This is a genomic window from Devosia sp. XK-2, assembly GCF_037113415.1.
GTDB lineage: Bacteria > Pseudomonadota > Alphaproteobacteria > Rhizobiales > Devosiaceae > Devosia.
This window is the reverse complement of the sequence record NZ_CP146608.1, coordinates 2,023,015-2,046,699: the sequence shown is the minus strand read 5'-3', so window position 1 is coordinate 2,046,699 and position 23,685 is coordinate 2,023,015. Positions and strand designations below refer to the sequence as shown.

Annotated in this window: 27 protein-coding genes; 18 read left to right on the top strand and 9 right to left on the bottom strand. The window is 60.7% G+C overall.

What is annotated here, in order from left to right; translation table 11 throughout:
* Position 1: 1 nt before the first annotated feature.
* Positions 2 to 247 carry a zinc-finger domain-containing protein gene (locus V8Z65_RS09945; protein WP_338724001.1) on the bottom strand — a complete coding sequence of 82 codons (246 nt, stop codon included), beginning with the start codon at positions 245 to 247 and terminating at the stop codon, positions 2 to 4.
* Between the two features lie 130 nt (positions 248 to 377).
* Between V8Z65_RS09945 and V8Z65_RS09940 the strand changes: the two genes are divergently transcribed.
* The 3 genes from V8Z65_RS09940 (at position 378) to V8Z65_RS09930 (ending at position 2,391) form a co-directional block, all read left to right on the top strand.
* Positions 378 to 1,148, top strand: coding sequence for an alpha/beta hydrolase (locus V8Z65_RS09940; protein WP_338719553.1), 771 nt, complete (start codon positions 378 to 380; stop codon positions 1,146 to 1,148).
* 81 nt (positions 1,149 to 1,229) lie between these two features.
* The gene (gene cysE / locus V8Z65_RS09935; protein ID WP_338719551.1) at positions 1,230 to 2,057 is read left to right on the top strand and encodes a serine O-acetyltransferase; all 828 of its coding nucleotides are present in this window, start codon (positions 1,230 to 1,232) and stop codon (positions 2,055 to 2,057) included.
* A gap of 115 nt (positions 2,058 to 2,172) precedes the next feature.
* Positions 2,173 to 2,391, top strand: a complete 219-nt coding sequence (locus tag V8Z65_RS09930; protein ID WP_220303588.1) for a DUF3126 family protein — start codon at positions 2,173 to 2,175, stop codon at positions 2,389 to 2,391.
* Here V8Z65_RS09930 and V8Z65_RS09925 read toward each other — a convergent pair.
* On the bottom strand, positions 2,388 to 3,074 hold the full coding sequence (locus V8Z65_RS09925; RefSeq protein WP_338719546.1) for a hypothetical protein: 687 nt from the start codon (positions 3,072 to 3,074) through the stop codon (positions 2,388 to 2,390). The two genes, V8Z65_RS09930 and V8Z65_RS09925, sit on opposite strands and share 4 nt — an antisense overlap.
* Before the next feature lie 102 nt (positions 3,075 to 3,176).
* On the opposite strand from V8Z65_RS09925, the gene V8Z65_RS09920 reads away from it, so the two are divergent.
* On the top strand, positions 3,177 to 3,497 hold the full coding sequence (locus V8Z65_RS09920; RefSeq protein ID WP_338719544.1) for a hypothetical protein: 321 nt from the start codon (positions 3,177 to 3,179) through the stop codon (positions 3,495 to 3,497).
* Positions 3,498 to 3,604: 107 nt separating this feature from the next.
* On the opposite strand, the gene V8Z65_RS09915 is transcribed toward V8Z65_RS09920, so the two are convergent.
* The 3 genes from V8Z65_RS09915 to V8Z65_RS09905 all read right to left on the bottom strand — a co-directional run bounded on the left by V8Z65_RS09915 (position 3,605) and on the right by V8Z65_RS09905 (position 5,910).
* On the bottom strand, positions 3,605 to 4,228 hold the full coding sequence (locus V8Z65_RS09915) for a transglutaminase-like cysteine peptidase (RefSeq protein WP_338719543.1): 624 nt from the start codon (positions 4,226 to 4,228) through the stop codon (positions 3,605 to 3,607).
* Positions 4,229 to 4,413: 185 nt separating this feature from the next.
* Positions 4,414 to 5,046, bottom strand: a complete 633-nt coding sequence (locus V8Z65_RS09910; protein WP_338719541.1) for a PilZ domain-containing protein — start codon at positions 5,044 to 5,046, stop codon at positions 4,414 to 4,416.
* A gap of 216 nt (positions 5,047 to 5,262) precedes the next feature.
* A complete protein-coding gene (locus tag V8Z65_RS09905; protein WP_338719539.1) occupies positions 5,263 to 5,910 on the bottom strand; it encodes a PAS domain-containing protein in 648 nt (215 codons plus the stop codon).
* Between the two features lie 205 nt (positions 5,911 to 6,115).
* Here V8Z65_RS09905 and V8Z65_RS09900 point away from each other — a divergent pair, with 205 nt between their 5' ends.
* Positions 6,116 to 6,832 carry a rhomboid family intramembrane serine protease gene (locus V8Z65_RS09900; protein ID WP_338719537.1) on the top strand — a complete coding sequence of 239 codons (717 nt, stop codon included), beginning with the start codon at positions 6,116 to 6,118 and terminating at the stop codon, positions 6,830 to 6,832.
* Here V8Z65_RS09900 and hisI read toward each other — a convergent pair.
* The 3 genes from hisI to folE all read right to left on the bottom strand — a co-directional run bounded on the left by hisI (position 6,829) and on the right by folE (position 8,891).
* Entirely contained in the window at positions 6,829 to 7,278 is a 450-nt protein-coding gene (gene hisI, locus V8Z65_RS09895) for a phosphoribosyl-AMP cyclohydrolase (protein WP_338719535.1), read from the bottom strand. The two genes, V8Z65_RS09900 and hisI, sit on opposite strands and share 4 nt — an antisense overlap.
* Before the next feature lie 65 nt (positions 7,279 to 7,343).
* Entirely contained in the window at positions 7,344 to 8,177 is an 834-nt protein-coding gene (locus V8Z65_RS09890; protein WP_338719533.1) for a helix-turn-helix domain-containing protein, read from the bottom strand.
* 93 nt (positions 8,178 to 8,270) lie between these two features.
* Positions 8,271 to 8,891: a GTP cyclohydrolase I FolE gene (gene folE / locus V8Z65_RS09885; RefSeq protein ID WP_338719531.1), complete on the bottom strand. Its 621-nt coding sequence runs from the start codon at positions 8,889 to 8,891 to the stop codon at positions 8,271 to 8,273.
* 151 nt (positions 8,892 to 9,042) lie between these two features.
* Here folE and V8Z65_RS09880 point away from each other — a divergent pair, with 151 nt between their 5' ends.
* From V8Z65_RS09880 to V8Z65_RS09840, 9 genes are all read left to right on the top strand, one after another.
* Positions 9,043 to 9,495, top strand: coding sequence for an iron-sulfur cluster assembly scaffold protein (locus tag V8Z65_RS09880; protein ID WP_338719529.1), 453 nt, complete (start codon positions 9,043 to 9,045; stop codon positions 9,493 to 9,495).
* Positions 9,496 to 9,515: 20 nt separating this feature from the next.
* Positions 9,516 to 9,833 (top strand): membrane protein insertion efficiency factor YidD, encoded by a 318-nt coding sequence (yidD, locus tag V8Z65_RS09875; protein ID WP_338724000.1) that lies wholly within the window; start codon positions 9,516 to 9,518, stop codon positions 9,831 to 9,833.
* Complete coding sequence (locus V8Z65_RS09870) at positions 9,814 to 10,215, top strand: GFA family protein (protein ID WP_338719527.1); 402 nt, start codon at positions 9,814 to 9,816, stop codon at positions 10,213 to 10,215. The genes yidD and V8Z65_RS09870 overlap by 20 nt, the downstream gene beginning before the upstream one ends.
* Before the next feature lie 97 nt (positions 10,216 to 10,312).
* Positions 10,313 to 12,304 carry a threonine--tRNA ligase gene (thrS, locus tag V8Z65_RS09865; protein WP_338719525.1) on the top strand — a complete coding sequence of 664 codons (1,992 nt, stop codon included), beginning with the start codon at positions 10,313 to 10,315 and terminating at the stop codon, positions 12,302 to 12,304.
* Entirely contained in the window at positions 12,304 to 12,528 is a 225-nt protein-coding gene (locus tag V8Z65_RS09860; RefSeq protein ID WP_338719523.1) for a hypothetical protein, read from the top strand. Before thrS ends, V8Z65_RS09860 begins: the two co-directional genes overlap by 1 nt.
* Before the next feature lie 50 nt (positions 12,529 to 12,578).
* Positions 12,579 to 13,010, top strand: a complete 432-nt coding sequence (arfB, locus tag V8Z65_RS09855) for an alternative ribosome rescue aminoacyl-tRNA hydrolase ArfB (protein WP_338719521.1) — start codon at positions 12,579 to 12,581, stop codon at positions 13,008 to 13,010.
* A gap of 131 nt (positions 13,011 to 13,141) precedes the next feature.
* Positions 13,142 to 14,485: a UDP-glucose/GDP-mannose dehydrogenase family protein gene (locus V8Z65_RS09850; RefSeq protein ID WP_338719519.1), complete on the top strand. Its 1,344-nt coding sequence runs from the start codon at positions 13,142 to 13,144 to the stop codon at positions 14,483 to 14,485.
* Between the two features lie 18 nt (positions 14,486 to 14,503).
* Entirely contained in the window at positions 14,504 to 15,508 is a 1,005-nt protein-coding gene (locus V8Z65_RS09845; protein ID WP_338719517.1) for an NAD-dependent epimerase/dehydratase family protein, read from the top strand.
* Between the two features lie 3 nt (positions 15,509 to 15,511).
* The gene (locus V8Z65_RS09840; RefSeq protein ID WP_338719515.1) at positions 15,512 to 16,921 is read left to right on the top strand and encodes a phosphomannomutase; all 1,410 of its coding nucleotides are present in this window, start codon (positions 15,512 to 15,514) and stop codon (positions 16,919 to 16,921) included.
* 33 nt (positions 16,922 to 16,954) lie between these two features.
* On the opposite strand, the gene V8Z65_RS09835 is transcribed toward V8Z65_RS09840, so the two are convergent.
* Positions 16,955 to 18,745 carry a hypothetical protein gene (locus V8Z65_RS09835; protein ID WP_338719513.1) on the bottom strand — a complete coding sequence of 597 codons (1,791 nt, stop codon included), beginning with the start codon at positions 18,743 to 18,745 and terminating at the stop codon, positions 16,955 to 16,957.
* Positions 18,746 to 19,375: 630 nt separating this feature from the next.
* Between V8Z65_RS09835 and gmd the strand changes: the two genes are divergently transcribed.
* From gmd to V8Z65_RS09815, 4 genes are read left to right on the top strand one after another with little or no spacing between them, the layout of a single operon-like run.
* Positions 19,376 to 20,500 (top strand): GDP-mannose 4,6-dehydratase, encoded by a 1,125-nt coding sequence (gmd, locus tag V8Z65_RS09830; RefSeq protein WP_338719511.1) that lies wholly within the window; start codon positions 19,376 to 19,378, stop codon positions 20,498 to 20,500.
* A 14-nt stretch (positions 20,501 to 20,514) separates the two neighbouring features.
* A complete protein-coding gene (locus V8Z65_RS09825; protein ID WP_338719510.1) occupies positions 20,515 to 21,459 on the top strand; it encodes a GDP-L-fucose synthase in 945 nt (314 codons plus the stop codon).
* Complete coding sequence (locus V8Z65_RS09820) at positions 21,456 to 22,418, top strand: NAD(P)-dependent oxidoreductase (RefSeq protein ID WP_338719509.1); 963 nt, start codon at positions 21,456 to 21,458, stop codon at positions 22,416 to 22,418. The genes V8Z65_RS09825 and V8Z65_RS09820 overlap by 4 nt, the downstream gene beginning before the upstream one ends.
* The gene (locus V8Z65_RS09815) at positions 22,415 to 23,671 is read left to right on the top strand and encodes a glycosyltransferase family 4 protein (protein ID WP_338719508.1); all 1,257 of its coding nucleotides are present in this window, start codon (positions 22,415 to 22,417) and stop codon (positions 23,669 to 23,671) included. The genes V8Z65_RS09820 and V8Z65_RS09815 overlap by 4 nt, the downstream gene beginning before the upstream one ends.
* The last annotated feature ends 14 nt before the right edge of the window (positions 23,672 to 23,685 follow it).

Sequence of the window (23,685 nt, the reverse complement as noted above, 5' to 3'; positions counted from 1 at the left end):
CTCAGGCGGCTTCGGTCTTGAAAATGGCCGAGGGGGGATTGGCGTGGCCGTCGCCGAGTTCGGCCTTGTAGATGTAGAGCGTGGAGCAATAGGGGCAGACGATTTCATCGTCCTTGCCCATGTCCAAGAACACATGCGGGTGGTCGAATGGGGGCAGGGCGCCGACGCACTGGAATTCCTTGGAGCCGATCTCGATGCTGCGCAGGCCTTCGGAATTGTGAAAATGCGGGGTCGAGCCGTGTGCCATTGTGGAAACCTGGATGGTGTTTGATTTGGCGCGACCATATCCAAACCCCCATGGCAAGAAAAGGGCAAAGGGGTGCTTGATTTTGCAGTCCGAAGCCGCAAAACCCGGCCTGGCAACAAGAGGATGTTTCATGCCCCATTTCACCACATCGGGACTGTCGCTTGCCTATGAGGTCAGCGGCGAAGGCTTTCCGGTGCTGCTCATTCACGGGTTCGCCTCGAGCGGCAAGGTCAATTGGGTCGATACAGGCTGGGTGGAAACGCTGAACGGCGCCGGCTATCAGACGATCACTCTGGATAATCGTGGGCATGGCCTTTCGGACAAACCGCACGATCCCGAATTCTATTCGCCTGCGCAAATGGCAGAAGATGCTGTTGCGTTGCTCGATCATCTGGGGATCGAGAAGGCCGCGGTCCTCGGCTATTCCATGGGTGCGCGGATCACCGCCTTTATGGCTTTTGCTCATCCCGAGCGGGTTGCGGCGGTGATTTTTGGCGGCATGGGCATGAACCTGATCAATGGGCTGACCGACGGCAATGACATTATTGCCGGATTGCGGGCGCCCGATTTGTCCGATCTCACACATCCCACCGCCCGGCAGTTCCGTATTTTCGCCGACCATACCGGCTCTGATCGGGAGGCGTTGGCGGCCTGCATGGAAACGTCGCGCCAACCCATGGCTCGCGCGGATGTGCGGCGGATCGATGTTCCGTCCCTGGTGGCTGTGGGCGAGGCCGACGAAATGGCGGGCGGCGCTGACGCTCTGGCGGAGCTGTTGCCGCAAGGCGAGGCTGTCGTCATCCCCAAGCGCGACCACATGCGGGCAACGGGCGATAAAGTGTTCAAGGCTGCTGCCTTGGCCTTTTTGGGCAAGCATGCCCCCAATCTGCCGATCTCGTGAACCAATGACCCAGCTTAGGCTTTGATTGACGGAACAATCTGCCTTATATCGTCATTTATCGATGAAGCGGAGACTCGCGCGATGAACGGCATTCCCAAGAAGTCGACCCTGATCCAGACTGTGGACCCGGTTTGGGAAGCCGTGCGTGCCGGGGCGCAGCAGGTGCTCGACAATGAGCCGTTTCTGGCCAATCTGGTTCTCGCCAATGTTCTGAACCACGAAACGCTGGAAGACGCGCTGGCGCATCGCCTGGCGACGCGGCTCGATCATGAAGATGTTTCGGCCGACATGATCCGCCAGGCCTTTGCTGAAACGCTGCGGGACCACCCCGATATCGCCCAGGCGGCGCGGGTCGATCTGGCCGCGACCCTGGAGCGCGACCCGGCCTGCCACCGGGCTATCGAGCCGCTGTTGTATTTCAAGGGCTATCAGGCCATCCAGACCCACCGCTTCGCCCATGCCATGCATCGGGATGGGCGCCGTGACTTTGCGCTGTACCTGCAAAGCCGGTCCAGCCAGGTCTTCCAGGTCGATATCAATCCGGCCGTGCCCATGGGGCGGGGGATCATGCTCGATCACGGCACCGGCCTTGTGATCGGTGAAACGGCGGTGGTGGGCGACAATGTCTCAATCCTGCAGAACGTGACCCTGGGCGGCACCGGCAAGGCCGATCAGGACCGTCATCCCAAGATCGGCAACGGCGTGTTGATTGGGGCGGGCGCCAAGGTGCTCGGCAATATCAAGGTTGGCGATTGCAGCCGGGTCGGCGCCGGTTCGGTCGTGCTCAAGGACGTGCCGTCGCGGACCACTGTGGCAGGCGTGCCAGCCAAGGTGATCGGTGAAGCCGGTTGTGCACAGCCGGCCCTGGTCATGGATCAAATGGTGCTGGTGCACAATAAGGGAAAATAGCCTCGGGCAAGGCGCTCGGGCCGGTTGTTCCCGCTAAATTGCCGTGAGCAGGGGTTGTCAGCGCCCGTCTAGACACTAGATTGCCGGCTCAACGCAATCAGCAGGACGTGTTCCCGTGAACCACCCCGAAATCATCAAGCTGCAGAAGTTTCTGCAGCGCACCTTCAACAATCGCAATATCGACGTCCGTCCGCGGGCCAAGCTGAACGATTCCGTTGAAGTGTTCATTGGCGAGGAGTCCATCGGCCTGATCCATCTCGATGATGAAGATGGCGACAAATCCTACATGTTTTCCATGTCGATCCTGGATATCGACCTGGACGATATCGACTAATCGTCCAATGCGCCGATCTGGCCCAGCCACAGGGCCAGTTCGGTGTCGAACTGCTTCCAGGCCGCAAGGGCCTGAGCGTCGAAGTTTAGAACCGCGGCCAGCCCATTGGGCAGATGAATGGTTCTGATGCATCGGTCCGGCCTGCTTGGATCGGGCGCTGTCGCGCATTTGGCGACAAAGGGTGCGGGCGAGAGCGGATCGTACCATACTGTTTCCCCCGCATATCCATCGGCCGCGAGCAGGGGCTTTCCGACGAGCCCTGGAATGCCGCCCGCCACGTCATCGGCAAACTGGTGCAGGTAGACGGCGTCGAGCAGGGCGCTGCTGGCGCGCGTGCCGGTTTTCGACATCAAGGTCACCTCGACCGGCAGTGGTGGTTGATCCGCTTCCAATGGCAGCGCAAAGGCAAGATCAACCTGGCTGACAAAGCCGGGCTTGATGTGTTCGCCATAGCGAAACCAGTTCTGCGGAATGCGCAATTCGCGGCCGGCCACGGTCTGGAGGATGGGATTTGCGTCTGCCAATTGTGGTGGCGGCCGGCGGTTGGTTCGATTGAGTTCGTCAATGGCATAGGCCAGCCCAACGGCAAGCAGCAGCACCAGAACGGCAATGCCGGCCAGATTATAGGCGAGGTGGCTTTTCCCGCCTGGGGCAGCGTTCGCAGGGGAGTGAGGGGCCGCCATGGTGGAAATTAACCAGAATTCTCGCTTCGGGGTGACAGCCATTAGGGCGAGCAATATGCTTAACAAAAGGTAAATATCTGCAGCATAGGTACGGGGACGGGCATGGCCAGGGAACTTCTGCTTGCGGCATTCATCATCGGGGTGGGGCTGTGTACGGCCGGTGCCGGCACTCATTTGTATCAATGGGTCACCAGGCAACAGGCGATGCTGCGCTGGGACGGGGCGTCCTACCTGGCCTCGCTCGGCAATCTGGTCATGAGCTTTGTTTGCGGCCCGTATATTCTGCTCCAGGTCGGCTGGAGCCATGAAGAAGACGGCACCATCTCGATGCCCTCGGTACTGATTTCGGCACTGGTGGCGTTCGGCTGGGCCTTCATTACGGGCCTGTTGTTCATGAGCGTCTATGTGGCCCTGCGCTACTAGGGCGCGGCAACAGCCGGAAACAGCAAGGCCGGCTGTGCTTTCGCGCAGCCGGCCTTGCTCTTCAGACCCCTATCAGGGATAGGCTTTGGGGCGGGGTCCGGAAACTCTTAATTGTTGGCGGCGACGACCAGAACGCGATCGTCGATCATGTCGACCCACTGGCCGGCATTGGCCTGTGACTGGCGCTTGATGTATTTGTAGGGCGTGTCGCTCCAGAGGCGAATGGTACCGTCCTGGTTGTCGAGCACCAGGTCGCCGCGGTCGGTGCGGGCCAGCAACACAGCGTGGCCGTCGCCATTGCTCTCCTTGACCACTGCAATCATCAGCGTGCTCGGGTGCCAGCCGGAATTGATCAGGTCGCGGCGCTTGGCGAGGGCAAAGTCTTCGCAATCGCCATAGCCATTGGGATAGGTCCAGAACTCGGCGACCTTGTAGAGGTCCTGGTCGGTGACCGGCACGACATTCTGGTTGTAATAGGCGTTGACGGAGACCAGCTGCTGCCAGTTGTGGTCATCCAGGATAGTGGCTGGCACCACGCGGTCATAGGCGCGGCATTCACCGGGATTGGACTTGCAGAATTCAAGGTGCCCCACCGGTATGGACGTCGTGCCCGCATGGGTCTGGATGAAGGCAATATTGGTGAGGTCGAGTGCCGCGCTTGGTGCAGCCGGGGCAATTGCGAACAGAGCAATCAGCAGCCCTGTCAGCAGTCCCTTCTTGTTGAAAGCCATGGTGTAATCTCCCTGATGGAGATCACACTAGGGCCGTCCCATTGCCCCGATCCGAAAAGTGCCACGCAGTTTTTATGCGTGTTTTATCGATGCTTGTAGGGATTTGTTGACCATGTTTGGACGGCGGCGTGCCCGCCCCGACCGGGCATTGGCGCTGTCCGCAATGGAGGCTGGGGGCGCTGGCCCTAGTTCATGCGCAGGTTCTGCTGCACCACGGTGAGCATTTCCTGGGCAGCCACGAATTCGACGGCCACGCCGTTCTGGAAGTGGCGGACGACACGGGCGCGCATGCGGCCCAGCGTAATCGGCGTGCCCATGGCCGGGCGCACATCGAGTTCGACAGCGGCGCCGGAGAGCGAGATATCGATGATCTTGCAATTGTAGCGGCGGCCGTCATCGAGAACGACCGTCGAGTGACGAATATCGGGCACAACGCGTTCGTGGCGCCGGTCTTCGGGAAGGTTCAGGATATCCTTGTTGGCCAGCCATGTCAGTTGGGCCGCCATCTTGTCGCGCTTGCGGGGCGAAGCGGCAATATCCATGACGAAACCACCATCGACCTGGGAGAGGATGGTGCCCTCGATACGGCCCAGATGGTCGAGATAGGCGATGATACGTTCGCCGACAATGCCGGGAACGGGGGCAATGACCACGGCATCGCCGGGCGACATGGCCAGCACCTGGCAGGGGAATTCGCGACGATCGGCGAGCATGTAGCGACCCAGAATCGACACTTTCACGCGCTGAAAACGCCTCTCGCCCGCATTGGTATGCAGGCCGGGGAGGGTCTGTGGAGCAGAAATGTCGTCACTGAGCATGCGTCAACCTGTTCCACGCACTGGGGAAAACCACAGCAACGTTAGCTGTTCTTGGTTAACGCTTGATGAGAATTAGGGGCGATCAGAAAGATCAAAGCCGACCTGATTTATCTGGCATTTGGCGACGATGCCGGACTGATTTGGATTTGGCGAGGAAATGCTTGCAGCCGTCCGGCGCGAGCGGGGAATGCGGGGCGCCCCCGAGCGGCGTGGCCGTTAGTTGCGCCCGCCGTCGATCACCGCCAGATGCGCATAGCGGCGCGCCGTGCGGCCATAGACCGTGGTCGGCATGCCGGATGGGGTCGCAGCGGGGGCGAATTCGGTGTCGTTGACCACATTGGCCAAAACATCCCGGGCGGTCTCTTCGGCTGAAATTTCGTCCGGCCAGATCAGGCGGAGGCCGGTAATGCGCTGCTCGACAATCGGCTGCACGCCAAGCCAATAGGGCTCTTCGAGCGCCGACATGGCGCCCAGAATGCGGGTATGGGTCGAGCCATTGTGCCGCAGCGGCATCAGGATGGTTTCGAAACTCACCTTGGTGTGGAGTGCCGTTGTCCCCTGGAAGGTGACCAGTGCGACCGCATGGTCCTCGGTGACCGCGCGAATAAGCGTGTCCATTGCGTCGCCATCGCGATCGTGCCAGAGCGCGGAGAAGGACCGGCCCTTCAACTCCCGGCAATAGCTGGTGCACAAATGCGAACCGGCCAGGCGGAACGAAAACTTGTCGCTCTCGTCCAGCTCCAGAATGAAGGTGTTGGCCAGAGCCTCACGAATGCGCGTGGGGTCGATATCGCGGCGGTCCGGAGCGCTACGGGAACCCCGAATCGTGTTCCAATATGTATAGAGTGTCTTGGTGCTCGGCATCTGCATCGTTCGGACCCGCATTTGGAGGCGTTGAGGCGTCCTCTTAAGGAGGCCCGCCGCGCTATCCGACAATCGCAAAATGCAGCGCCAAAGGCGCGCTTAAAGAATAGTTAAGGTTAACGTCTGTGGCCAAATGTGGAAAAACTGAAGCAGGCAGGCGGTCTGCTTGTGCCTGGGGACTTCATGGATGAGTGAAAAGGGGCAAATGCCCGTTTCCGGGGGACCTCAGGGGCGCGAACCAGTCTTCCTGCTGCCGGGCGCCGTGACCGCGCTGGTCGGCGTGCTGGTGGCCGTTCATCTGGCGTCAACCTTGATTCTTAATCCTGACGGGCAGTTGGAGTTGCTGCTGTGGTTTGCTTTCCACCCCTACAGGATCGTCCTGGCGGGGGTGGAGCCGGGCATTGCCATTCCGCTGATCTGGACACCCTTCAGCCATGCCTTCCTCCATGCGGGCTGGGATCACCTGCTGATCAATGCGGCCTGGCTGGTCATTTTCGCAACTCCGGTGGCCCGGCGCTATGGGGCCGTGCCGATGCTGGTGCTGTTCCTTATCTCGGCTTTTGCCGGGGCGGCGCTGTTCGCGGCGACGACGCTTTACAGCCAGGTCTATCTGATCGGCGCCTCTGGTGGCGTGGCCGGGCTGACAGGCGCGGCCATTCGCTTCATGTTCCAGCCGGTATTGATCGCCAAGCATCCCGAAACGGGAGAGCGTGTCGTTCTGGGGCGGCGGCTGGCCTCAATGCGCGAGGTGTTTATCCGGCCCCAGTCGCGCTATTTCACGCTCATCTGGCTGGCGCTCAACGCCGCGGTGCCTCTGGTGCCCTTGTTGACCGGCAATTCGCTCTCGATTGCCTGGCAGGCCCATCTGGGCGGCTTTGCCGCCGGGTTCTTCCTGGTGCCGTTTTTCGAGCGGAAGAGCTAGCCGCCATAGACGGTTTTGGGGTCGAACAGGCGGGGCAGGCCGGTGTCCTCCAACCGTGTTTCGCCATTGTCGATGGTGATGCGACGATAAAAGCAGCTTTTGCGGCCGGTATGGCAGGCGGCGCCGCGGCCGGTCTGCCGCACGGTCATGACCAGACAGTCCTGATCGCAATCGGTGCGCATTTCGACCACTTCCTGAAGCTCACCCGAGGTCTCGCCCTTTTTCCAGATGGCCTTGCGCGAGCGGGACCAATAATGGGCGATGCCGGTGTCGAGCGTCAGCTTGAGGGTTTCGGCATTCATATGGGCGACCATGAGGATGTCATTGCTGCCATTCTCGATGGTGACAACGGTGATCAGCCCATGGGCGTCGAAACGCGGGGCGAAGGTCGCGCCTTCTTCCAGCGTTTCGTGGTCCAGCGTTGCAGGGTCGGAAAAGATGGCCATGATGCGCACCTGGGCTCGAATGTGTCCAAAAGGCTCTAGCGCGCATCATGGCGGATTGAAAGGTCTCAGGCCTTGAGGCCGAACCAGACCTCGATATCGCCGCTTCCCGTCCGGGCGTCGAAGCCGGGGCCGTAATATTCAAGGAAGCTGAAATTGGCCTCGCTGGCCTCATGGCCGTTTTCGCTTAGCCATTGCTCGGCGGCACCAATGCTCTGGCGCAGAGTCGAGAGGTCGCCGCCATGGCTGAAACGCGCCCATTTCATCGCCGGCACCGAGACGCGCTCTAGATCGGTCGGGATTTCGGCTCCGGCACGCATCTCGACGGCAACGACGTAGTCGAACCGGTTGTCGGCGATCTCACCGACAAGGCCATAGGCGGCGCCGGCGATGGCTCCGTCTATATTGCCGATATAGGGCTGAAAGCGCTGCCACTGGGCGGGCAGACCGGCCGGATTGTTCATCTGGTGCTGCTCGGCAATGCCGGCAAAGATCATTTCGGGGCGATTTTCAAACCGTGGCGGCTTGATGGAGACGGGGGCTGCAATATCCATTCTAAGAGGCTCCACTAGGGTAATCCCATTGAGACTGCGCTGCTGACGAACCATTTGCGGCGTGATGCCGAACTGATCGCGAAAAGCGCGTGTGAATGCCTCATGCGAGCCGTAGCCGGCTTCCAGAGCGACCGACAGGATGTCGGGCGCGCCTTCGGCCAATCGGCGTGCCGCATCGCTTAGCCGCCGCGCCCGGAGATAGGCGGTGACCGAATAGCCGGTGACCAGGGGAAAGACGCGGGAGAGATAGCTTGGCGACTTGCCGGTGACAGCAGCCAATTCGTCCAGGCCCAGGGGCTCGCGTGAGCGGCTTTCCAGGACCCAGAGCATTTTTGAAACAACTGACATGGCACAGACCCGTTTGAGACGAGTAGTCTATGCCATATCGAGGACGGGCGCATTTGATCGCGCTTGTCCTTGCGGGCAAGCGCCTATATCGACCTAGCGCTGCCCGACCATGGCAAAGAACCGGTCTTGCTCGGCGCGATCCTCGGCAAAGACGCCAGTGAAGCGATGGGTGACGGTCTTGACGTCGTGAGCCTTCACGCCGCGCATGGTCATGCACATATGCTCGGCTTCCAACATCACGGCGGCGCCACGAGGCCCCAGATTTTCGTTGATGGCATCGATGATCTGGGCGGTCATGGTTTCCTGCGTCTGCAGGCGACGGGCATAGACTTCCACCAGTCGCGCCAGCTTGGAGAGCCCGACCACGCCATCATGCGGCAGATAGGCGATATGGGCCTGGCCGAAGAAGGGCACCATGTGGTGTTCGCAATGGGCGTAAAAGGGAATGCCCTTTACCAGCACCAGATCGTCATAGCCGCCCACTTCCTTGAAGGTTTTGGCCAGAACCGTGCCGGCGTTCTGATCGTAGCCCGCGAATAGTTCGCCATAGGCCTTGGTGACGCGCGCCGGGGTTTCCAACAGACCCTCGCGGGTCGGATCATCGCCGGCCCATGCGATGAGCGTGCGCACGGCGGCCTCGGCCTCCTCGCGGCTGGGGCGATTCACGGGGGCGCTGGCGGGCGTGACCGTCAGTGGCTTAACTCGTGCATCCATGGGGTTCGGCTCCTTGCGCTGCGACCGCTTCTCATTACGCGACGAACGACGTGTCAGATTTCGACAGGAGCACAAACTCCTGACACTCGAATGGAGACCTCCTATATAGAAGGGGAACGAGACCGGAACAAGAAACAGAATTGTCGGGATTATGGAGCTAAGCGATCTCTATTCCGAAAAGATACTCGATTTGGCGGGCAATGCCCTGCAGCCCGGGCGGCTGGACCAGCCTGACGCTTCGGCCAGGAAAGTCAGCAGGGTTTGCGGCTCCGTCATCGAGGTCGATCTTGTCGTCAAAGATGGCGTGATCGTGGACTATGGCCACGACATTTCCGCATGCGCGTTGGGGCAAACCTCGGCTGCGGTGGTGGCGCGCGAGGTTGTAGGCACGCCGGTCGCGGAGTTCCTTGCCCTGCGGCAGACCATGCATGACATGCTCAAGGCCGAGGGTGCGCCGCCGGGCGGCAGGTGGGAAGACCTCAAATATCTTGAGCCGGTCAGGGATTATCCGGCGCGACATATGTCGACCCTGCTCGTCTTCGATGCGGTGGCGGCGGCGTTGGAAAAGGTGGAGTCGGCCCAATCGGTTGCGGCTTCGGGTTGATGCATAGAATCACCAATGTGATGTGGCGGGTCATCGACTTCCCGTTCAAGCTGGTTGCCGTATTCCTGATCACGGTCTACCGCTACACCCTCTCGGCCTTTGCCGGGCGGACCTGCCGGCACCTGCCAACCTGCTCGGAGTTTACCAGCGAGGCGATCTGGCGGTTCGGCTTCTGGCCCGGCGGCTGGATGGGTCTGGCCCGTTTCTGGCGCTGCCGGCCCGGCGGAACGCATGGCTACGATCCGGTACCGGGCGTGCTTCCTGAGGCCGGGCGATGGTATTTGCCGTGGCGCTATGGGCGGTGGAGAGGAAAGGGACATGACCATGTTGAGGGGTAGCTGCCTTTGCGGCGCAACGACCTATGACGTGGAAGACGCCTTCGATGCGGCCTTTTACTGCCATTGCTCGCAATGCAGGCGCGCGACCGGTTCGGCCTTCAAACCCATGGCGGCAATAAGGACCGGCAAGCTGCGGCTGACCAAGGGCGAAGACGCATTGCTTATCTACGGCAACCCCCCAGACAATCACGACGTCCATTGCGGTACGTGCGGATCGTTCCTCTATTCGGTGATTGCCGAGAATGGAAATACCCATGTTGCCATGGGAACACTTGTAGACGATCCGGGCGTGCGCCCATCGTTTCACATGTTCGTGGCGTCCAAGGCGCCATGGTATGAGATCGCCGATGATCTGCCGCAATTCGAGGGCTTGCCGGGCTGATCGCCAGGTTGAGGCTGGCATTTGGCGCTTTTCATGCTAAGGCAGCGGCCGCGCGCTTTGTGGAAGGCGCGACAATCTGAATTTATGGAGACCTAAAATGTCGATCAAGGTGACGTTCCCCGATGGTGCTGCTCGCGACTATTCGCGCGGCACTACCGGCACCGAGATCGTTGAAGGGATCTCCAAGAGCCTGGCCAAGAAGACGGTGGCCATGCGCTGGAATGGCGTGTTGTCGGATTTGTCCGACGCGCTGGAGGCCGACGGCAAGATCGAGTTCGTGACGCGCGATAGTGGCTCGCAGGACGTGCTGGAACTGATCCGCCACGATGCCGCGCATGTGCTGGCCGAGGCGGTGCAGGAGCTTTGGCCTGATACGCAGGTCACCATTGGCCCGGTGATCGAGAACGGCTTTTACTACGATTTTTATCGCGAAGCCGGCCCGTTCACCGAGGACGAGCTGCGCGTCATCGAAAAGAAGATGGCCGAGATCATCGAGCGCGGCGCTGCCTTTACCAAGGAAGTCTGGTCGCGCGATCAGGCCAAGAGCTGGTTTGAGACCAAGGGCGAGGCTTTCAAGGTCGAGCTCGTGGACGCAATTCCGGCCGATCAATCGATCAAGATGTATAGCCAAGGCCAGTGGAAGGACCTCTGCCGCGGTCCGCATATGCGCACCGTCAAGGATGTCGGCCAGGCCTTCAAGCTGACCAAGGTGGCAGGTGCCTATTGGAGGGGCGACAGCAATCGCCCGGTGTTGAGCCGCATCTATGGGACGGCTTTCGCCACCAGGGAAGAGCTCGACGCCTATCTCACGATGATGGAAGAGGCGGAAAAACGCGACCATCGCAAGATCGGCCGCGATCTGGACCTGTTCCACCTGCAGGAAGAGGCGCAGGGCTCGGTGTTCTGGCATCCGCGCGGTTTTGTCATCTACAATCAGATGGAAGCCTATATCCGCCGGCGCCTGAACAAGTCGGGCTATCAAGAGGTCAAGACGCCTCAGCTGATGCATGCCAAGTTCTGGGAGCAGTCCGGGCATTGGGGAAAATATCGCGAAAACATGTTCGTGGTGCCTGACGAGATTCCCAATACCGAGGAAGAGGGGCCGGTTGTCTCAGGGGATGTCGACTATCTCGCCCTGAAGCCGATGAACTGTCCGGCGCATGTGCAGATCTTCAACCAAGGCATCAAGTCTTACCGCGATCTGCCTCTGCGCATGGCGGAATTTGGCTGTTGCCATCGTAACGAGGCGCATGGCGCCCTGCATGGGCTGATGCGCGTGCGGCAGATGACGCAGGACGATGCGCATATCTTCTGCCGCGAAGACCAGATCCAGTCCGAGACCGAGCATTTCGTGCATCTGCTCTACTCGGTCTATGGCCATATGGGCTTCGACAATGTCGTCATCAAACTCGCCACGCGGCCGGAAAAGTTCGGTGGCACCATCGAGCGCTGGGACGCGGCCGAGAAAGCACTGGGCGACGCTTTGCGGGCAACCGGCTATGATTTCGAGATCGCCGAAGGCGAGGGGGCCTTTTATGCACCCAAGCTCGAATTCCATTTGAAGGACGCCATTGGCCGGTCCTGGCAGGTGGGCACGCTGCAACTCGACTATGTGCTGCCCGAGCGGCTCGATGCGACCTATGTGGCCGAGGACGGCTCGCGCCAATATGCGGTCATGCTGCACCGGGCCATTCTGGGGTCGCTGGAGCGCTTTATTGGCATCCTGATCGAGAACTATGCCGGCAAGATGCCGATGTGGTTGGCGCCGACCCAGGTTGTCGTGGCCACCATCGTGTCCGAGGCCGACGACTATGCCGAAAAGCTGGTCCGTCAGCTTCGCGACGCCGGTATCCGAGCCGAGATCGACACGCGCAACGAGAAGATCAATTACAAGGTTCGCGAGCATTCGGTGCAGAAGGTGCCGCTGATGTTCGTGGTGGGCAAGCGTGAGGCTGAGGAGGGCACTGTGTCGGTGCGCCGCCTCGGTACCGAGGGGCAGAAGGTCGAGCCGTTTATGGATGCCCTGGTATCCCTGATCGCCGAAGGCACGCCGCCGGACCTCAAGGAAGCCGCTGAAAAGGCCGCCTGATGCCGCAGCGTCCTTCCAACCGCGAGATGAAAGCTCTCTACCATCTGGGCGAAGACAATGTTCTTGGCCCGGATGATTTCAAAGATATCGGCGAAAAGGTCTTTGCCGGCATGCTGAAAAAGAAATGGATCGAAGAGGCGGGCCTGGGAAAGTATCGGACAACCGAGAAGGGCCGCATCATTCACGACGAAGAAGTCTGGTACGCGGGCCGGTCCAAGCGCTGAGGGGCGGCGTTCCTCTGGACGCGCCGCGAGCCCTAAGGAGCAAGTGATCGATGGCCGAGCCAATTCACATCACCCGCGCCTTGACCATTGATCCATCCGAAATCGAGGAGAGCTTTGTGCGCGGCTCGGGCCCGGGCGGACAGAATGTCAACAAGGTCGCCAGCGCCGTGCAATTGCGGTTCAACCTCAGGGAAAATACCAGCCTTCCGGAGGCGATGAAGCGACGGGTGGCGGCCCTGGCCGGGAGCCGGCTTACCAAGGATGGCACTATCGTCATCACCGCCAATGCCCATCGCGATCAGCCGCTCAATCGCGCTGAAGCGTTGGAACGGCTGGTGGCATTGTTGCGCGCGGGCGTTCATCCGCCAAAGCCGCGCATTGCCACCCGCCCGACATTGGCGTCAAAGAAGCGGCGGTTGGAGAAAAAAACCAGCCGCAGCTCGATCAAACGCTTGCGGTCGCGCCCTGCGGATACCGACTAGCCGAATTTGCTGTATTTGCAGGGCCGACTTGTATTTGGTGTCATGGATTTGATTTGTATCCGGTGCTTTGTATCGTGCGCGGACGGAACCCGGCGTAGTTCTCCCGGTCCACAGCAATGGAGGTTTGCCCGGTGAAGATTGCTATGGTTGGCTCGGGTTATGTTGGCCTGGTAACCGGCGTTTGCCTGGCTGATTTCGGGCATGATGTGGTCTGTATCGACAAGGACGCGGGCAAGATCTCTGCACTCGAACAGGGCATGGTGCCGATCTATGAGCCGGGCCTGTCCGAGCTTTTGAATGCCAATGTGACCGCTGGGCGGCTGGGGTTCACCACAGATCTTACAACTGCCGTCGCTGAAGCCGATGTGGTGTTCATTGCCGTGGGCACGCCGAGCCGGCGCGGGGATGGTCACGCTGATCTCAGCTATGTCTATGCCGTGGCGCGCGAAGTGGCCGAGGCGGTATCGGGCTTTACCGTGGTGGTCACCAAGTCCACCGTACCGGTTGGCACGGGCGACGAGGTTGCTCGTATCATCGAGACGGTCAGTCCGGAGGCGGATGTGGCCGTGGTCTCGAACCCGGAATTCCTGCGCGAGGGCGCCGCTATCGATGATTTCAAGCGGCCGGACCGTATCGTGGTCGGTATCGATGACGAACGGGCGCGCGAGGTGATGACCGAGGTCTATCGCCCGCTTTACCTCAATCAGGCGCCATTGCTGTTCACCGATCGCCGGACGTCCGAACTCATCAAATATGCGGCCAATGCCTTCCTCGCCATGAAGATCACCTTCATTAATGAAGTGGCCGATCTCTGCGAGGCCGCGGGCGCCAATGTGCAGGAAGTGGCGCGCGGCATTGGCCTGGACAACCGGATCGGCGCCAAATTCCTGCATGCCGGCCCCGGCTATGGCGGATCGTGTTTCCCCAAGGATACGACCGCGCTCGTCAAGATCGGCCAGGATTTCGGCAGCCCGATGCGGCTGGTGGAAACCACCGTCTCGATCAATGACCAGCGCAAGCGCGCCATGTCGCGCAAGATCATTGCGGCTTGTGGCGGCGATGTGCGCGGCAAAACCATCGGCGTGCTGGGGCTGACCTTCAAGCCCAATACCGACGATATGCGCGAGGCGCCGTCGCTCGACATTATCCGCGGCCTGCAGGACCGGGGCGCGACAGTCGTGGCCTTCGATCCGCAAGGCATGAAAGCGGCCCGCGATCTGGTGGAAAATGTCGCGTTTGCCGAAAACGCTTATGGTGCGGCCGAGGGCGCCGATGCCGTGGTGCTGGTGACCGAGTGGAACGAATTCCGCTCGCTCGATCTCGAACGCCTCAAAACCACAATGAAGGCGCCGGTTTTTGTCGACCTGCGCAACGTCTATCGGCCCCATGAGATGCGCCGGCATGGTTTTGCCTATGTCAGCATTGGCCGGCCCGAGTTTGGTCTGAACGAGCCGGTTTCGGATGCCGCCGAATAGGATGGCAGGGGGCGCAGTGTGAAGGTTCTGGTGACCGGTGCTGCCGGCTTTATCGGGTTCCATCTCAGCCAGCGGCTGCTTGCCGCCGGGCACGAGGTCGTTGGGCTCGATGCGCTCACAAGCTATTACGACCCGGCGCTCAAGCAGGCGCGGCTTGAGCTTCTGAAGGTGCACGAGCGGTTCAGCTTCGGCCGCATTGACCTTGTGGACGCCGGCGCGCTTGAAGCATTTGTGGCCGCCGCGGGCGCCGAAATCGTGTTTCATCTCGCGGCCCAGCCGGGCGTGCGCTACAGCATCGAGAACCCGCAAAGCTATGTTCAGTCCAATGTGGTCGGCACGGCCAATCTGCTTGAGACCTTGCGGCGCCATCCGCCCCGGCACCTGATCTTTGCGTCCACCAGCTCCGTCTATGGTGGCAATCAGACGATGCCCCATGCGGAGACCGATCGCGCCGATTTCCCGCTTTCGCTGTACGCGGCCACCAAGAAATCGGGCGAGGCCCTAGTCCATTCCTACTCGCATTTGTGGTCGATCCCTGCGACCTGTTTGCGGTTCTTTACGGTCTACGGACCCTATGGGCGGCCGGACATGGCTCTCTTCAAATTTGCCCATGCCATTGCAGCGGGCGAAGCTATTGACGTTTATGGCAATGGGCAGATGCGGCGGGACTTTACCTATGTCGAGGACCTGACGGCGGCCATGGAGGCGATCATGACTCGGGCGCCGGTCATGGGACAGCCGGTTGCGGGCGACAGCCTTTCGGCGGTGGCGCCGTTTCGCCTGCTCAATATCGGCGGTGGCCGGCCCGTTGAGTTGATGGATTTCATCGCTTCGCTCGAAAGGGCCATGGGAACCAAGGCAAAACTGAACATGCTGCCCATGCAGCCGGGGGACGTGATTGCCACCCAGGCGGACACGAGCCTGTTGCAGGCATTGGTCGGCGAATTGCCGGACACGTCGCTGGACGAGGGGATCGACAAATTCGTCGCCTGGTTCAAAACCTATTCGCTCAAGGAGACCTGACCGATGGCGCAGGAAAACAGCCTGAAATTTGGTACCAGCGGTCTGCGCGGTCTGGCGGTGGACCTAGAGGGGCAAGCGGCGCGCCAATATTGCGCGGCCTTTCTGCGGCACGCCCAAAAGGTCAATGAAACGCCGATTTCGAGGGTCTTTCTTGGGCGCGATTTCCGCCCGTCCAGCCCGCAAATCACGCATGATTGCGCCGTTGCGATTGCCGCGGCCGGATTGGAGCCCGTCGATTGCGGTGCCTTGCCCACGCCGGCCCTGGCGCTGCATGCGCTTGCCAATGGCGGCGCTGCCATAATGATCACCGGCAGCCATATTCCGGCCGATCGGAATGGTCTTAAATTCTATCTGCCCAGTGGCGAGATCAGCAAAAGTGACGAAGCCGGCGTTGTGGCGGCGCTCGATAGCGCTGACATCGCCGATCGGGATATCATACCGGCCGATGAGGCCGATCTGGCGGCGAGCCGCTATCTCGAGCGTTTCGCCACATTGCTGCCCGCCAATGCACTGGCCGGCAAGCGCATAGGCGTTTTCGAGCATTCTACGGTGGCGCGCGACCTTATCGGGCAGGTGTTGCGCCGGTTCGGCGCCGAGACCATCAGCCTGGGCCGCATCGATGGCTTTGTGCCGGTCGATACCGAGGCCTTTGCCGATACGGTTTTTGCGCCCATTCCGGGCTGGATAAAGCAGCACGGACTGGACGCCGTCGTCTCCGCCGATGGTGACGGCGACCGGCCTTTGCTGGTGGACGAAATGGGCCGGTTCATACGGGGCGATACGCTGGGGCTGCTGGCGGCCCGGCATTTGGGCGCGGACAGTGTCGTAACGCCCGTAACCTCCAATTCCGGCATCGAGCGGACGGGTTATTTTGGACAGGTGGTGCGCACGCGGGTGGGGTCGCCCTATGTGGTTGAGGCCATGGGCGGCGCGACGGGCGCCGTGATCGGCTTCGAGGCCAATGGCGGAACCTTTGTCGGTGGCGGCGTCTCGGCCAATGGTCGGCCTTTGGAACCGTTGGTGACGCGCGACGCCATTCTGCCCATTTTGTGCGGTCTTGGCGAAAGCGTCAGGGTGGGCCGGCCCTTGTCGAAGGTTGTGTCAGATCTGCCATTGCAGCACGCCCTGGCCGACCGGTTGCAGAACATTGCCAGCGAGCGCAGCGCCGCTTTCCTCAGGCGCTTGCGGGAGGATGGCGACTATGCCGCCCAGCTTTTCGGATCGCTGGGCATTTCGCGTCGGGCGGACATAGACGGTCTGCAATTCTGGACCCAGAATGGAGACATGGTGCATTTCCGGGCGTCCGGCAATGCACCCGAATTGCGGTGCTATGTCGAAGCGGCCACACCCGAAATGGCGGGCGAATTGCTCGATTGGGGACTGCGGGCCGCCGCGAGTGCGACGGCAGAATGACCAAGGGCCGCCCTTATGGGGCGGCCCTTTTGATTACTTGGCTTCGGCGCTGATATTGACCTTGGTCAAAAGGGTCGTCGGGTCGTCTTCGGCCGCCATGAAATCCATCATGCCCAGGCCGGGTTCGGTCTTGGCCTCGATGCCGATCATCAGGGTCTTGGCGCTGCCGGCCACAAAGCTATTGATAGCGTCACCCAGTTTGGCCGCATCGGCGGCGCCAGCCATCATGCCGATGACCGTTCCCTGGGCGAGCCCGGCAAAGACGGGGCGCAAGGTTGCCGGATCGGCGCCCTGTTCGGCGGCAACGACGGCGAGAATGATGTCGGACAGGCCGGCATCGGTGACGGTCAGGTCCAGGTTGCGCACGGCAAGATCCATGCTGGCCATCATTGCGGCATGGGGATCGACGGCGAATATGTCTTTGGTGGCATTGGTCACCGTGCCGGCCAGGAGAACGGAGGCCAGGTCGACGCCGGACACGGATACTTCCTCAACGGCGATGGTTTCGCTGGCCTCGTCCCAAGCGGCGGCGATGCGGAACCCGGCGTCGACATTGGTGATGCCAAGGGCCCGGAGTTGGTCGAATGTCTCGTCGCCGCTCTCGGCGGGGATTTCCGCCTGAATATTCGCGGCGGAAACGTCCACTGCCGTGGGAATGCCGTTGAGATAGCTGGCCAGCGTCAGGTCGAAGGCGCCAACCTTGGCCTGAATCCGGGCGCCGGCCGTGTCCGGATCGGGGATATCCATGTCGAGGCCAGATAGCGAGAGCCCATCCATGGCCGGGATCAGTGCGCGCGCATTCTGTTCGAACCAGGCTTCATCCACCACATCGGGTGCGCTTTGCAGCGTCGCGATGGTGCCGCTCAGGTCCATCTGCTTGATGGTCAAATTGTCCAGAATGAAGGAGCCGTCGTCCTCGACGTTGATGGCAAAGCCATCCATAGAAATTGCGGGATAGATGCCCGGGCTCATTCCGCCCATGGTCAGGCCGGCGATGGAGAAGGTCATGGCCCGGTCCTCATCATCGAAGCCATCGCAGGCCATGCCGTTGAACCTTACTTCTGAGGTTTCGAACGCTGTCAGGATGTCGGCATACATTTTAAGGAACTTGCCGACGGTCTCGGGCGATGCGTCATCGCCTTCTTCCTCCATGGCCTGGGCCACCGCTATCATGTCGACCAAGGAGGTCTTGAGCGGCCGCGCCTTGAACTGGGCGCCGGTGACCTCGCCAACGCGGCAGTTGACCTCTTTGCTTTCGATTGTCCCGCCTTGGGAGACCAGGTCGGTATAGATGGTCCGCAGCTCCGTCTGGCCGGCCGTGTCGACCAGGCCGTAAATGCCCAATATGCCGGCAATGTCGAGATTGGCTGCCGACATGGCACCAAAATTGGCCTTGGCGTCGTCCTCGGCCAAAGCAACGCCGGCAAGGCTGATCTTGGCGGCGCGCCCATCGACGACATCCTCGAGCGTCAGGCCGGTAATGGTCAGCTTGGTCTGATTGGACGTGCTGCCCGATTGCGAGGACACGTCGATGACAATTTCCGGCACGGTGATGCTGGTGGCATCCAGATTGGCAAGCGCGTCAGCGTTTTCGACGACCTTGCCGCTAAGGATGTCGGCCAGAACCGCATTGTCGAGATTTGAACCAACCGCATCGATGGTGGGAATGGACACGGCATAATCCATCGCCACATCGACTTGAGCGGTCTGGTCGGTCTTGACCTTTTCCTTGGCCAGGCCAGCCGTCGCGGGCAGGGCGACGCTGATCATACAAGCCGCGGCAAGGGCTCTCGCGCGGCGGCGGGCAATCAAGTTCTTCGACATGGTTCTCTCCCATTCCCTGCTTGGCAGGTGGTAACCCCAAACGAGGCTTTCAAGCTGAAGTTGAACGATCGGCGCAGCAAATGCCAGCGCGAAGAAGGCGTCAAGCGCTGCTCAACAGGTCGCGTTCCAAAGGCGAATTTGCTGGGGTGAACACAGCCGCGTTCCGGCAAAGCTGCCGGCCGCAGTCAATGAACGGCATGCCGGCCGGAGGGACGGTGCCGACTGTCATCTTGAAAACATCGTTCCGGGCCAATGTGGAACCTGACGGGCGTGCGATGTGTGTCGGGACACGCCACCACGATGGAGCGCGGTTCGATTGTCACGTTCGCCGCAATCACACCCGACAATATTGTCCGATGCAAAGTGATGCGTGGCGGAGCGGCGGGTCATTAATCGTTTCAATAGAAACGCATAGCTGCCATGCGATTTCGGGAAACAAAAAAACCTGGATTTCGCCGCATTATAGGGAGTTTCCTGCGCTAACCATTTGCGCAATTTGAAAAAGGGACGGGTTCAGTGGTTCGCGCTTTCGGTATAACTAGATGCAAGTTTTACTTGAGCGCGACTAGGGTGCGCGTCGCCTTAACTGGTGTTGTTCAGGCCTGCGTGGCTGAGGGGTAGGGGTATCGTATGGGTTCGGGCAAAGTCGCTCTTATAACTGGCATTACAGGGCAGGACGGTTCGTATTTGACCGAGCTGCTGCTGGAAAAGGGCTATCAAGTGCATGGGATCAAGCGCCGTGCATCGCTCTTCAACACGCAGCGTATCGACCACCTTTATCAAGACCAGCATGTTCAAGACCCGCGCATGGTCCTGCACTATGGCGATCTGTCCGATACCTCGAACCTGACCCGCCTCATTCGCGACATCGAGCCGGACGAGGTTTATAACCTTGGTGCGCAGTCGCACGTCAAAGTGTCCTTCGAGGCGCCGGAATATACCGCCGATGTCGACGGCATCGGAACGCTGCGGCTGCTGGAGGCGATCCGTTTTCTCGGTCTCGAAAAGAAGACGCGGTTCTATCAGGCGTCCACCTCAGAGCTTTACGGCTTGGTGCAGGAAATTCCGCAGCGCGAGACAACGCCCTTCTATCCGCGTTCGCCCTATGCGGTGGCCAAGCTCTATGCCTATTGGATTGCGGTGAACTACCGCGAATCCTACGGCATGTATGCCTGCAACGGCATCCTCTTTAATCATGAGAGCCCGCGCCGCGGCGAAACCTTTGTGACGCGCAAGATCACCCGCGGTCTGGCCAATATCGCCCTGGGCTTCGAGAACTGCCTTTATATGGGCAATATCGACTCGCTGCGCGATTGGGGGCACGCCAAGGACTATGTCCGCATGCAGTGGATGATGCTGCAGCAGGACGAGCCCGAAGACTTTGTTATTGCTACGGGCAAGCAATATTCGGTGCGCGAGTTCATCACCTGGGCGGCCGCTGACCTCGGGATCACGCTGGAATTCAGTGGTGACGGCATCGATGAGATCGGCACCGTGACCAAGGTTGAGGGCGACCTGGCCCCGAATGTCTCGGTGGGTGATGTCATTGTCCGGATCGATCCGAAATATTTCCGTCCCGCCGAGGTGGACACCCTGCTAGGCGATCCGACAAAGGCCAAGGAAAAGCTTGGCTGGGTGCCAGAAATCACCGCGCGTGAAATGTGCAAGGAAATGGTCGAGGCAGACCATCTTGCCGCCCGCCGCTACGCCATCCTGAAGTCGCATGGGCTCGACCTGCCGGTCAGCGTGGAATAGGCGCGGGGACAGAGATGAACTATCAGTTGGACGGAAAACGCGTCTGGGTTGCGGGCCATCGCGGCATGGTGGGCGGCGCGACCGCAAGGCGTCTCGCATCTGAAGGCTGCGAGGTCATTACCGCGGGCCGCGATGTCGTCGATCTTACGCGCCAGAGCGAGGTCGAGGCTTTCCTCAAGGATGCACGGCTCGATGCCATTGTCATGGCGGCGGCCAAGGTCGGCGGCATTCTGGCCAATGACACCAAGCCGGCAGAGTTTCTCTACGAGAACCTCATGATCGAGGCCAATATCGTGGCCGCCGCTCATGAAAACGACGTCGATCGTTTCCTGTTTCTCGGCTCGTCCTGCATTTATCCCAAATTCGCGCCGCAGCCGATCCCCGAAGACGCCCTGCTGACCGGCCCGCTGGAGGCCACGAACGAGTGGTATGCCATTGCCAAGATCGCCGGCATCAAGCTGGCGCAGGCCTATCGCAAGCAATATGGCCGCGACTACATCTCGGCCATGCCGACCAATCTTTATGGTCCGGGCGATAATTTCGATCTCCAGTCCAGCCATGTCATGCCCGCCATTATTCGCAAGGCGCATCAGGCCAAGCTTAATGGCGACAAGACGATCACCGTCTGGGGCACTGGAACACCCCGCCGCGAATTCCTGCATGCCGAGGATTGTGCCGACGCTCTGGTCTTCCTGCTCAAATCCTATTCCGGCTACGAGCACGTCAATGTCGGTTCGGGCGAGGACGTGACCATTCTCGAGCTGACTCAACTGGTCTGCGAGGTGGTCGGCTTTGAGGGCGAGATTGTGCATGACCTGTCCAAGCCGGACGGCACACCGCGCAAGCTGATGAGCGCCGACCGGCTGCGCGGCATGGGCTGGGCCCCGCGCATCGGCCTGCGCGAGGGCATTGCGCAAACCTATGACTGGTTCCTCGCCAATCAGGAGCGCTGGCAATGACATATACGGCCGTCATCTTCGGCGGATCTGGCTTTTTCGGCACCCATCTTGCCCGGCAGCTTGCCGACGACCCTGAGGTTGCCCGGATCGTGCTTGCCGATATCCGCGAGCCGCGCTTCACCCATGCCAAGGCCGAATTCGTCCATTGCGATGTGCGCGAGCCCATCGAACTCGATGTCGAAGGCGAAGTCGTCATCTACAATTTCTCGGCGGTGCATACCACGCCCGGCCATGAGGATTGGGAATATTACTGGACCAATGTGCGCGGCGCGATCGAGGTCTGCCGGTTTGCCGATCGCGTCGGCACCAAACGCATATTCTTCACCTCCACCATGGGCATTTACGGGCCGCAGGAAGAGCGTGTCGACGAGGATACGCCGCCCGTGCCCGTCACGGCCTATGGTAAGTCCAAGCTATTGGCCGAGAAAATTCACGAGGACTGGCAATCTCGCGACCCGCAGCGGCGGCTGGTGATCATGCGTCCCGCTGTGACCTTCGGGGAGGGCGAGCGCGGCAATTTCGAGCGCCTGGCTGGCCTCTTGCGCAAGGGCCGGTTCGTCTATCCGGTGCGCAAGGACACGATCAAGGCCTGTGCGCCGGTCGAGGAAATGCCGCGCTGCTTTGCCTATATGGCCAGTTTCGACGAGCCGGTGGTTCGCTTCATTTTCGCCTATCCCGAGCGGACCACGACCGAGGATATCAACACCGCCTTCCACGAGGCCGCCGGTTTCGACCTGCCCACCATTGTGGTGCCCGGCTGGCTGATCAACACGGCCGCCTATGGCTTCGAGATCCTGGGCAAGCTGGGGCTGCGTACATCGATCAACCGCGCGCGCGTGCGCAAGCTGGTGCAGTCCACCAATATTTATCCCAAGGAGCTGGTCGAGCGTGGATGGACGTTCAACCTGTCGCTAACCGAGGCGCTGAAGCGCTGGAACCAGACGAATGGATTCAAATGAACGAGACATTCGACCCCAGTTTCAAAATCGTTTTCCATGATTATGGTGGCCATGCCTTTACCGCGCATATCGCCCGGGAAATGGCGCGGCGCGGCGCCCGGACCCACTACATGTCCTTCGGGAGCTTTGCCACGCCCAAGGGCAAGGTCGAGGGCCGCGGCGGCGATCCGGACCAGTTCAGCGCTGAGGAGCTGAGCATTTCAGCGCCCTTCGACAAGGACAATCTGGTACGCCGGCGCCAGCAGCAGATCGAATATGCGCGTGTGGCGGCGGCCAAGGTGCTCGAGCAGCGGCCCGACATCGTGTTCTCGTCCAATTCGCCGCTGGAAGTGCAGCAGCACCTGATGCGCGCCTGCCGGTCCATTGGCGCGAAATTCGTGTTCTGGGTGCAGGACATTCACAGCGAGGCTATCGGCCAGATTCTGGGGCGCAAAAACGCCATGCTGGGCCGGATGGCCGGCGCCTATTATCGGGCGCTGGAGCGCCGCCTGCTCAAGCAGAGCGACGGCATTATCGTCATTTCCGAGGCCTTCCGCGACCTGCTCGGTTCGTGGGGCGTGAACTCCTCGGACATGACCGTGATCGAGAACTGGGCGCCGCTTGAGGATATTCCCGTGCTGCCGCGCGAGAATGACTGGGCGCTTGAGCACATGCGCAAAGACCGGGTCCGCATCGTCTATTCGGGCACCATGGCCCGCAAGCATAATCCCGATATGCTGCTGCATCTGGCGCGTAATCTCGATGTCGATGTGCACCTTTTCTCGCAGGGCGTGAACGCCGATTATGTCAAGCGCAGCGCGGCGGAGCAGGGGCTCGACAATGTCTTCGTCCAGGGCTGGGTGCCGGTGGACGATCTGCCCAGCATGCTGGCCGGTGCCGATATTCTCTATGCGGTGATCGAGAAGGAGGCTGGCGTCTTCTCCGTGCCGTCCAAGGTTCTGTCCTATCTGGCATCGGGCCGGCCGATCCTGGCCTCGATCCCGGCGGACAATCTTTCGAGCCGCAAGATCGCCAATGCCGAGGCCGGTCTCGTGTCCGAGCCTGACGATGTCGAGGCACTGCTGGCCGATGCGCGGACGCTTCTGGCTGATCCCGAGCGACGGCGGCAGATGGGCCTCGACGGCCGACGCTATGCCGAAACCGAATTCGATATCGGCGCCATTGGCGACCGGTTCGTTACCATTATCGAAGAGACCGGGGCGCTGCCGTCGCAGCCTGCCGGGATGCAGAAACAAGCGGCGCTCAGCGCCTGACCTGACTGCGCAAC

Bases quoted from the DNA above. Each gene is read 5' to 3' on its own strand.
- cysE (WP_338719551.1), top strand. From the start codon at position 1,230: ATGAACGGCATTCCCAAGAAGTCGACCCTGATCCAGACTGTGGACCCG.
- V8Z65_RS09880 (WP_338719529.1), top strand. From the start codon at position 9,043: ATGGAGCTAAGCGATCTCTATTCCGAAAAGATACTCGATTTGGCGGGC.
- V8Z65_RS09815 (WP_338719508.1), top strand. From the start codon at position 22,415: ATGAACGAGACATTCGACCCCAGTTTCAAAATCGTTTTCCATGATTAT.
- yidD (WP_338724000.1), top strand. From the start codon at position 9,516: ATGTGGCGGGTCATCGACTTCCCGTTCAAGCTGGTTGCCGTATTCCTG.
- thrS (WP_338719525.1), top strand. From the start codon at position 10,313: ATGTCGATCAAGGTGACGTTCCCCGATGGTGCTGCTCGCGACTATTCG.
- V8Z65_RS09860 (WP_338719523.1), top strand. From the start codon at position 12,304: ATGCCGCAGCGTCCTTCCAACCGCGAGATGAAAGCTCTCTACCATCTG.
- V8Z65_RS09945 (WP_338724001.1), bottom strand. From the start codon at position 247: ATGGCACACGGCTCGACCCCGCATTTTCACAATTCCGAAGGCCTGCGC.
- V8Z65_RS09940 (WP_338719553.1), top strand. From the start codon at position 378: ATGCCCCATTTCACCACATCGGGACTGTCGCTTGCCTATGAGGTCAGC.
- V8Z65_RS09925 (WP_338719546.1), bottom strand. From the start codon at position 3,074: ATGGCGGCCCCTCACTCCCCTGCGAACGCTGCCCCAGGCGGGAAAAGC.
- V8Z65_RS09825 (WP_338719510.1), top strand. From the start codon at position 20,515: ATGAACTATCAGTTGGACGGAAAACGCGTCTGGGTTGCGGGCCATCGC.
- V8Z65_RS09835 (WP_338719513.1), bottom strand. From the start codon at position 18,745: ATGTCGAAGAACTTGATTGCCCGCCGCCGCGCGAGAGCCCTTGCCGCG.
- gmd (WP_338719511.1), top strand. From the start codon at position 19,376: ATGGGTTCGGGCAAAGTCGCTCTTATAACTGGCATTACAGGGCAGGAC.
- hisI (WP_338719535.1), bottom strand. From the start codon at position 7,278: ATGGCCATCTTTTCCGACCCTGCAACGCTGGACCACGAAACGCTGGAA.
- V8Z65_RS09870 (WP_338719527.1), top strand. From the start codon at position 9,814: ATGACCATGTTGAGGGGTAGCTGCCTTTGCGGCGCAACGACCTATGAC.
- folE (WP_338719531.1), bottom strand. From the start codon at position 8,891: ATGGATGCACGAGTTAAGCCACTGACGGTCACGCCCGCCAGCGCCCCC.
- V8Z65_RS09900 (WP_338719537.1), top strand. From the start codon at position 6,116: ATGCCCGTTTCCGGGGGACCTCAGGGGCGCGAACCAGTCTTCCTGCTG.
- V8Z65_RS09890 (WP_338719533.1), bottom strand. From the start codon at position 8,177: ATGTCAGTTGTTTCAAAAATGCTCTGGGTCCTGGAAAGCCGCTCACGC.
- V8Z65_RS09820 (WP_338719509.1), top strand. From the start codon at position 21,456: ATGACATATACGGCCGTCATCTTCGGCGGATCTGGCTTTTTCGGCACC.
- V8Z65_RS09905 (WP_338719539.1), bottom strand. From the start codon at position 5,910: ATGCCGAGCACCAAGACACTCTATACATATTGGAACACGATTCGGGGT.
- arfB (WP_338719521.1), top strand. From the start codon at position 12,579: ATGGCCGAGCCAATTCACATCACCCGCGCCTTGACCATTGATCCATCC.
- V8Z65_RS09915 (WP_338719543.1), bottom strand. From the start codon at position 4,228: ATGGCTTTCAACAAGAAGGGACTGCTGACAGGGCTGCTGATTGCTCTG.
- V8Z65_RS09910 (WP_338719541.1), bottom strand. From the start codon at position 5,046: ATGCTCAGTGACGACATTTCTGCTCCACAGACCCTCCCCGGCCTGCAT.
- V8Z65_RS09840 (WP_338719515.1), top strand. From the start codon at position 15,512: ATGGCGCAGGAAAACAGCCTGAAATTTGGTACCAGCGGTCTGCGCGGT.
- V8Z65_RS09920 (WP_338719544.1), top strand. From the start codon at position 3,177: ATGGCCAGGGAACTTCTGCTTGCGGCATTCATCATCGGGGTGGGGCTG.